We start from the raw sequence: 4,984 nt of genomic DNA, 5'->3' as shown, positions 1-4,984 counted from the left end.
GTTATATACAGGATATGGAACTTCTAAATTTTCTACTTCTTTCCCTTCTATTATTTTTTTCAACGTGTTGCCTCTGATCCTCTTCGTCTTCCCGGTTATTATCTCCGATATCCTCCCAGCCGATATCTTCTCTCCCCTGCACAACCCTACGATTTTGCGTATGAATCTCCTTAAATCTTTTGTGTTTGCGTAGATTGACACGTTGAATTTTGGGATGTATCTCTCCGCTTCTTTCAAAAGTTTTTCGTATTTCTTTGAAACTCCTAACGAACGTATAACCTTTGATGTTCTGTAAATGGAAAACGTGTTGATCTTTTTTTCAATCACGAACAGGGTATCGAGGGCACCGAACAAATTGCCTGATGTCTCACGATAGTATCCAAGCCAGTATACCGCTTTTTGTGAAATGGAATAAGCCCAGAGTGGGTGGATGTTTTTTATATCCCACGCAAGATCGTTGAGATGTAAATGGTAAAATACAAATGGCCAAGAAGAGGAAAATAAAAATGAACAAAATTGTACATAAATGGTATCCTTCCAAAGGAAGGAGGGATACCAGAGATGGAAAAAGTCAAACAACATTTGGAAGTGTTAAGGGGGATGGATTTGAGGCCGAACTTTTCTGAATTAGGCAGGATATATGGGATAGACAGAAGGACAGTAAAGAAATATTGGGAAGGATATTAGGGGAAGCCTAAAAAAAAAGAGACATGTCAACAATTATGTGTCAGAGTTAAAATATCTAATATCAAACATTTAAGTAATCTCATATAAAGAAGCTCTAATCAAAGGGATAGGATTTTTCCATTTACCACGAGATTTCAAACGTTCATAAGAAAGAAGGATATTTATTTCAGCAATTTCGACAGATTGAAAGAACCCACCGGTGCGTATTCTTCTATTTTCAATCATGCTATTAAAGCTTTCCACATATCGAAAATAAGAAAGTTTTATTACTAACATTGTATAAGACTTGAAAAATGGTTTTCATTTTCTTGATTTTCATACCTCAAAAATAGTTTTTATTTTTTTGCTATTAAATTTGACTTTTAGGATTTTAAAAATTTTTGATAAGATAACGATCAAATCTTTCTCCAAACTCCCGATATTTCTATGTATTTTTATAATATATTTTTTAGTATATGAACTACAAAACTATACGTATAATTAATTAAAAACTTTATTGATTAAGGGGGGAACATGGAATTTTTAAACGAACCAGTTGTAAACGATAAAGTATATCTTTCCTTTTGTGATGGAGAAAGAAGACTTTGTGGAGATGTTAAAAATTGCGACGGTTGTGCAAACAAAGATGAATGTTCACCAAATGTTTGGTGTAACGAAGGCTGTAAAAAAAGACATTGGTGGAATTGGTTATTTCCTTGGCTTTATGAGTAAGATAATTGAACAATAAACTTTAAATCATAAAACTTTAATACGTAAATATACATTATTCGTTAATATATTTTAAATAAATTAGAAATATTAAAAAAAAAAAAAAAAACTTATAATTGAAATTTTTCGAGGTTGTTATATTTTAATGTGATTTATATAATAAATTGTAGAAGTGGAATAAATTAATAAGGAAGAGTGAAAATATGGAGTTCAAACTTATAAATAATTTTGGAAAATATCTTCTTTTTCTGTCAGACGATACATACAACCAGAATCCTGTGAGCGAACAGAGTGCTTATGGAGAGTGTGAAATTTACTACCGAAAAAGTTGACGAATGTTAAATTTTAATAAACATATTATTTTATAATTAACAAGAAATCAAAATAATTATAACATAAAATTGTAATATAAATATATTCTATTATTTGTTATATAATTCACAAATATGTTGGTAGAAGGTAAGTTTTTAAAAATCCATAAAAGAAATAAATAAACTAAATTTTTGAAGTTAAAAAATAATAATTATTTTAAGTTTTCCTGCGGCCGGCTGCAAAATAATAAATGGAAAAAGGGGGAGAATACTATGGAGATATTAAGATTACAACAACTAGAAGTAACTGTTAAAGACACTTCTACGCAACTAGCAGGTAGTTGGACAAGTAGTTGGAGTGGTTGTTGCAATTCTTCTTCTTCAAAAGTTACTGATTAACATTTTATGTAATAAATATAACAGGTTAGGACAAAAAGTCCTAACCTGTCTTTGATAATTTATTTTTTGCTGTTTGGATAATGAGGAAAGTAAGCTTTGTGGGGTGTGAATAATGAGAGAATTAAGGTGGGTTGATAGATATTTATATGTTCTTGAGAAATCATTATTCTATGTTCCTTTTGGATCAAATGAAAATAAATTAGAATGCGATTATTCAAAAATATTACCTGAAAAGTATAAAATGATGCTATCGAAGGATAATTTTTGGTATTTTTTGTATTTGAATGAATTTCCGGAGCAAGGCTGGAAAATACACATAAGTGCAAAATTAAATAATGCAGAGAGGATTTTAAGAATTGTAAGCGAGTATTTAATTAAAAACAAAATATCGTTTAAATTTGCGAAAAGCAAAAAGGTATTGTATGTACTTAACTCTAAACAATTTCCCAGGGGAAGTTCTGGGAAATTTATTACTATATATCCAAGGGATGAAAAAATTTTTGAAAAGGTGCTTGAGGATTTGCATGACAAATTATATTTTGAGGAAGGACCATATATTTTAAGTGATAGAAGATACAAAGATGAAGGTATTTTGTATTATAGATATGGGGGATTAAAAAAACATTTTATGATAGATATAACTGGGAGAAAAATTCCGATCATTTTTGCACCAAATGGTCAAAAAATTGAAGATAAGAGACTTCCTTATTATAGAACACCATATTGGGTAAAAGATCTTATTTTTTCAAAAAAGAAAAAGATTTTAAAAGAATTAATATTGAAAAAAAGATATAGAATACTTGAGGCAGTACATTTTTCAAACAGTGGGGGAGTTTATAAAGCATTTGACGAATTAAAAAGATGTTTAGTAATTATAAAAGAAGCAAGGCCATTTACTAACCAAAGCTTTGACGAAAAAGTCCATTCAGTAGATCTTTTAGAAAAAGAATGGAAAATTTTAAAATATTTAGAGCGATTTAATTTTACACCAAAACCTGTTGATTTTTTTAAAGAATGGGAACATTATTTTTTAGTTGAAGAATTTGTTAATGGATATGATATTAGAGAATTAATATTTAGAAAATATAATCCTAGTATAAATCCGTTTGCTACAAAAAGAGATTCAGAAAAGTTTTTAAAGATGTTTTTTAAAATTTTTAGAAGTTTTCTTGAAGTAGTACAAGTTTTACATGATAAAGGGATATTATTAGGTGATATATCAGCAAGAAATATTTTATTTAAGAAGAATACATACAAAGCTATTTTAATTGATTTAGAAGGAGCAGTTAGAAAATATATTGATACCACAGTTTTAACTACTCCTGGTTTTAGTAAATATGATATAAATTCTAATCGTGCATATAGTTTAAGCGACGAATTGTACAGTATTGGATCAATAATGTTTTATTATATATATCCAATAACTGTGTTTTCAGTTCTAAGAGATGATATATTCAAAAAGGTCTACAAAGAAATTGTAGATGATATTGGTTGGCCCAAGGAGATATATTATTTCATATGTGACCTACAGGAATCTAAAATTTCTCTAGATGATGCTTTGAATTTTTTTGAGAATAATAGACATACAATACGTGAAAAAGTAAGTCAACCATTTAAAATGGTTAATGATTTAGAGGAAAAAAATGATAAAAATAAATTATTTGATGATATTACAAAAAAATACAAAATTAAAGATGTGTTAGATGGTTTAACTAATTTTTTGTACGATGTTGCCAATCTTTCAACTCAAACGCTTTTCCCATGTGATCCAATAGTTTATTCAACTAATGAAATTTCTTTTGGTTTTGGAGCAGGTGGTATATTATATTCAATTAGTAAGTATAAAAATGATATACCGAAAAGGTTTAAAAACTGGTTTTTAAATAAAGTTAAAAACATTGATTTTGAATTATTTCCACCAGGATTTCTTACGGGTCTTTCTGGAATTGTTTTCGTTTTACTTGAATTAGGAGAAATTGAACTTGCAAATTGGTTAATGGAAAGATGTAATAAACATCAGATGTTATACGAAGATTATTCTTTGTATTATGGAGCAAGCGGTGTTGGGCTTACTAATTTAAAAATGTATAGGTTAACAAAGGAAGAAAAATATTTATCTGAGGCATTGAAAATTTATAAATGGTTAATAAAACATGCAAAATACGATAAATTTGGAAAAATATTTTGGGAAAATAGTTTTAGTAAGAAAAATACCTTTTACGGGCTTGGATATGGTGCTGCAGGAATTTCTTTGTTTTTACTAAGGTTGTATGAAGTAGTAAAAGATCCCAAAATAAAAAAAATCGGAGAAAAAGCTATTAACGATGAGATTTTAAGATCAAGTGTTGTTTTTGAAGGCTTGAGAAGCTTTTATAACGGAAAAAATTACGAGCCATATTTAGAAGTAGGAACTTCCGGCGTTTTAAAAGTAGCTCTTAGGTATGATATAAAAAACAAGATATTCGAAGAGCTCCTAAATGATCTTAGAAGAAAGTATTTTGTTTTACCTGGATATTTGTTTGGTACAACTGGTATTATTGACACCTTAATTGACATAGTAATTTATTATGAAAGAAAAGACATTTTAAAAGTTTTAGAACAGCAAATTGAAGGGTTGATAAATATGCATATTTTCAATCCGAAAAGCGTTTGCAGTTTTAAAGATGAAAGAATAAAACAAGAAAAAGTTTTGGCAGTTTTGGGCGAAGGTGGTATAAGAATAACGTGTGACTTTGGCACAGGAATTGCTGGTGTTTTGAGGACTTTAAATAGGTTATTAAAAGGCAAGGAAGATGAGTTGCTATTAGATTAAGTTTCTGGATTCATTTTATAGAATAGATAGGAGGGGTTTCATGAAAATTTATTGGGAATTTTTAAAG

5 protein-coding genes are annotated in these 4,984 nt (G+C 28.8%); 4 read left to right on the top strand and 1 reads right to left on the bottom strand.

Going from position 1 to position 4,984, the window contains the following annotated elements; all coding sequences use genetic code 11:
* Nucleotides 1–327, bottom strand: a 327-nt coding sequence (locus XO08_RS03350) for a hypothetical protein (protein ID WP_369819307.1), incomplete at its 3' end; no start/stop codon positions are given.
* A 234-nt stretch (nt 328–561) separates the two neighbouring features.
* On the opposite strand from XO08_RS03350, the gene XO08_RS09380 reads away from it, so the two are divergent.
* The 4 genes from XO08_RS09380 (at nt 562) to lanKC (ending at nt 4,917) form a co-directional block, all read left to right on the top strand.
* Nucleotides 562–687 (top strand): hypothetical protein, encoded by a 126-nt coding sequence (locus tag XO08_RS09380; RefSeq protein WP_369799920.1) that lies wholly within the window; start codon nt 562–564, stop codon nt 685–687.
* A gap of 513 nt (nt 688–1,200) precedes the next feature.
* Complete coding sequence (locus XO08_RS03345) at nt 1,201–1,398, top strand: hypothetical protein (protein WP_075665643.1); 198 nt, start codon at nt 1,201–1,203, stop codon at nt 1,396–1,398.
* 581 nt (nt 1,399–1,979) lie between these two features.
* The gene (locus XO08_RS09315; RefSeq protein ID WP_198022714.1) at nt 1,980–2,105 is read left to right on the top strand and encodes a class III lanthipeptide; all 126 of its coding nucleotides are present in this window, start codon (nt 1,980–1,982) and stop codon (nt 2,103–2,105) included.
* 112 nt (nt 2,106–2,217) lie between these two features.
* Entirely contained in the window at nt 2,218–4,917 is a 2,700-nt protein-coding gene (lanKC, locus tag XO08_RS03340) for a class III lanthionine synthetase LanKC (RefSeq protein WP_075665642.1), read from the top strand.
* Nucleotides 4,918–4,984: the final 67 nt, after the last annotated feature.

The sequence above is a fragment of the Thermosipho sp. 1074 genome, assembly GCF_001999655.1.
Lineage (GTDB): Bacteria > Thermotogota > Thermotogae > Thermotogales > Fervidobacteriaceae > Thermosipho > Thermosipho affectus.
This window is presented reverse-complemented; position numbering and strand designations above follow the sequence as displayed.

Coding starts and splice junctions, on each gene's coding strand:
- XO08_RS09380 (WP_369799920.1), top strand. CDS start 562: ATGGAAAAAGTCAAACAACATTTGGAAGTGTTAAGGGGGATGGATTTG.
- XO08_RS03345 (WP_075665643.1), top strand. CDS start 1,201: ATGGAATTTTTAAACGAACCAGTTGTAAACGATAAAGTATATCTTTCC.
- XO08_RS09315 (WP_198022714.1), top strand. CDS start 1,980: ATGGAGATATTAAGATTACAACAACTAGAAGTAACTGTTAAAGACACT.
- lanKC (WP_075665642.1), top strand. CDS start 2,218: ATGAGAGAATTAAGGTGGGTTGATAGATATTTATATGTTCTTGAGAAA.